This window comes from Bacillus cereus (assembly GCF_002564555.1).
GTDB lineage: Bacteria > Bacillota > Bacilli > Bacillales > Bacillaceae_G > Bacillus_A > Bacillus_A cereus_K.
On sequence record NZ_NUVD01000054.1, the window covers coordinates 1 to 2,672 of the forward strand.

Consider the following 2,672-nt stretch of genomic DNA (forward strand, 5'->3'; position numbering starts at 1 on the left):
TGTTAAGGTTAAGAAGGTTACCATATATGGAGGTGGATTATATGTTTCAAATTGGCGATAACATTGTTTATCCAATGCACGGAGCAGGTATAATTGAAGCCATAGAAGAAAAAGAATTCTCAGGGAAAAAACAACAGTATTATGTCATAAAAATGTCAATCAGTAATATGCAAGTCATGATTCCTACGGGTAAAATATTAAGTTCAAGTATACGCCCAGTTACTGACATACTTACATTAAAACGCATCATACACATTTTTCAGCATGGAGAATCAGATAGATTACTGCCGTGGAAACAAAGGTATAAAGTGAACACGGACAAAATAAAAACGGGTGAAATACAAGAAGGTGCTGAAGTTGTACGTGATTTAATGCGTATGAAGAAAGAAAAAGCACTGAATACAAGCGAAAAAAAAATGTTGGATAACGCACATGAATTTTTGATTAGTGAACTAGGATTAATTAAAGGGATCACTGAAAATCAAATAAAAAGTTTCTGTTAAGGTTCATTATAGATAATGTATTACATCTCCCGGAAATATCCTGAATTTTTCGGGAATATGATTATTATTAAAAGTAAATCATTTCAAAGACATGCAACTTCTTCAACTCACTTTTAGAGTAGGAACCTCTTTTGTTATTACTTCAATCTAATCCATTTTTATTTTTTAATTTCTTTTACGAACGTTCGAAGTTTCATCAAATAACTCGATTAAATAGTCACTTGATTTTTGCAATCCTGATTCACACTGGCACGGACAAGGAGCCGTAAGGATGAAAGAGAGGTAGGGCTTTCATTGTTTTAGGTAATATACTATCTAAGTCATTATTTCTAGAAGAAAAAACAATTAATCTCACCGCTATCTTTAAGAGTTTCTTACATCTACTGAGACAGTGAATAGTAATTGTTTATCTTCTTTACGTAAAATTGATAAACGAACTGGTAACACCATATGGTCAACTACAAAAAATGGTTTCCAGACCAGGAAACCATTTTAAATTTAATTTACATAACAATAGTAAATGAAGCAGTAAGAAGGAGTGCACACATGAAAAAAATGTTAACAAAAGAATTGAGTAATGAATTAAAGAAGCGAGAAGGGATCATTTCTATTACAGTTGAGCCTTATGAAAAAATCGAAGTTGGTGGAATTCGTGTAGATGGACCAGCTGTTATTTTAATTAATCAAGAATAGCTAAAAATAGTTGAATGAACGAAGAAAAGGATCAGCCTTTACGAGAAGGGAAGATCCTTTTTGTTTGCTGATGATAATGAATATACATAACTTTTATCTGATGTGTTGGGGTTAAAAGGAAGGAGAGGATCGGGATTATCATGGTGGAAAGCTTAATATTGGTAGGATTTCTTTTTACGTTATATAAAGTAGTTGATAAAAAAACAAACTAATTATTTAAAACGACATATTATTTCTTTTTTAAGGGCGAGATTTATTTGATAGTGAAATGGATAATTTAAAGGAGGAATTTAGATGGATGCAAGAAAAGAACGCATAAAATACGAGAAGATGTCAAAGAACTATGATCGTATTTATTTAGTTTCGTTTCTCCTATTAATTGTACTTGTTTGTAGTAGTGTGATTATCATAGGAGCTACAGGTGGGAAATATGGAGTGTTTTTGTTGTTAGCAATTTTACTTAACGCACGTATTACGAAAGAATCTCAAAAAAAGCATGAGCAGTATGCTAACAAAGGGCGTATTTAAAATGACACATATCTTGAAAAGAACAACCTGAATGTACATTCAAAATATCCCTATATCATCACCTATTAACTAACAAAAGTAACCGTATATAAATAATTTTTTAGTAATCTAGGAATAGAAAAAGTACCTTATTAAAATGTTATTTTTGTTCCTATAATGAATTATCCTTCTAGCATATTTAAAAGATTTATATCATATATTAAGAGAAAGAATGTAGGTTAGAAAGGAGTTTTATAGATTGAGTTATTTGGAGGGAAATGACTTGAGTGAACAAAATATGGTAAGTGTACCGAATCCCTACGTATATCAGACATTACAATCGGTAATTGGTAAACACGTGGTTATTGAAACTGTAAGAGGTAAGTTAAAGGATGTGAAACCAGATCATTTGCTAATTGAAGATACGGTACCGTATATTGTACGAATTCAACAAATTGTATGGATTATGCCAAAACAATGATTAAATTACATCTAATTTGATTTATAACAAATTGGTTTCATAGACGTCCAAATAAAAACACAGGGTTTTATCTCTGTGTTTCTTCAAATTTTCTTTTTTGGATATATGCTTGAGCATGGATAATTTCTTTCTGAAGTTCTTTTAATTCTTCCGTAGATCCTGATTCAATCCTCATGTACGTAATAACTAGACTAATCATCATATCCATCTTCTCTACTATATTTTGAATGACCTGTTCAGATTGCTCTTTTTTAGGGTGTTGTATCGCTGTTAATACATCTTCCATATAATTGTTCTTTCTTTGCTGGATATCATAAATAAACTGTTTTGTGTTTGAGTTCATTTGTTTTCCCTCCGTTTTGGATATATTTCCATTCTATCATATTTGAATAGAAAATATTGGATTCCCCTACATTTACACCTGTCTCGTACATCTCCTAAAATATACAAACTAATTTCTTAACGTACAGGGAACATATCAAAATGTG

Annotated in this window: 5 protein-coding genes; 4 read left to right on the forward strand and 1 reads right to left on the reverse strand. The window is 31.1% G+C overall.

Translation table 11 applies throughout. The features are described 5' to 3' along the window. Positions 1 to 41 precede the first annotated feature (41 nt). The 4 genes from COI75_RS17205 to COI75_RS17220 all read left to right on the forward strand — a co-directional run bounded on the left by COI75_RS17205 (position 42) and on the right by COI75_RS17220 (position 2,184). Positions 42 to 503, forward strand: coding sequence for a CarD family transcriptional regulator (locus tag COI75_RS17205; RefSeq protein WP_000486316.1), 462 nt, complete (start codon positions 42 to 44; stop codon positions 501 to 503). 546 nt (positions 504 to 1,049) lie between these two features. Next, positions 1,050 to 1,196, forward strand: coding sequence for a BC1881 family protein (locus COI75_RS17210; RefSeq protein ID WP_000738547.1), 147 nt, complete (start codon positions 1,050 to 1,052; stop codon positions 1,194 to 1,196). Positions 1,197 to 1,490: 294 nt separating this feature from the next. Beyond that, the gene (locus COI75_RS17215) at positions 1,491 to 1,724 is read left to right on the forward strand and encodes a hypothetical protein (protein WP_000340035.1); all 234 of its coding nucleotides are present in this window, start codon (positions 1,491 to 1,493) and stop codon (positions 1,722 to 1,724) included. Positions 1,725 to 1,962: 238 nt separating this feature from the next. Continuing rightward, positions 1,963 to 2,184, forward strand: coding sequence for a DUF2642 domain-containing protein (locus COI75_RS17220; RefSeq protein WP_098323381.1), 222 nt, complete (start codon positions 1,963 to 1,965; stop codon positions 2,182 to 2,184). A gap of 67 nt (positions 2,185 to 2,251) precedes the next feature. On the opposite strand, the gene COI75_RS17225 is transcribed toward COI75_RS17220, so the two are convergent. Next, a complete protein-coding gene (locus COI75_RS17225; RefSeq protein ID WP_098448516.1) occupies positions 2,252 to 2,527 on the reverse strand; it encodes a hypothetical protein in 276 nt (91 codons plus the stop codon). Positions 2,528 to 2,672: the final 145 nt, after the last annotated feature.

Bases quoted from the DNA above. Each gene is read 5' to 3' on its own strand.
- COI75_RS17205 (WP_000486316.1), top strand. From the start codon at position 42: ATGTTTCAAATTGGCGATAACATTGTTTATCCAATGCACGGAGCAGGT.
- COI75_RS17210 (WP_000738547.1), top strand. From the start codon at position 1,050: ATGAAAAAAATGTTAACAAAAGAATTGAGTAATGAATTAAAGAAGCGA.
- COI75_RS17215 (WP_000340035.1), top strand. From the start codon at position 1,491: ATGGATGCAAGAAAAGAACGCATAAAATACGAGAAGATGTCAAAGAAC.
- COI75_RS17225 (WP_098448516.1), bottom strand. From the start codon at position 2,527: ATGAACTCAAACACAAAACAGTTTATTTATGATATCCAGCAAAGAAAG.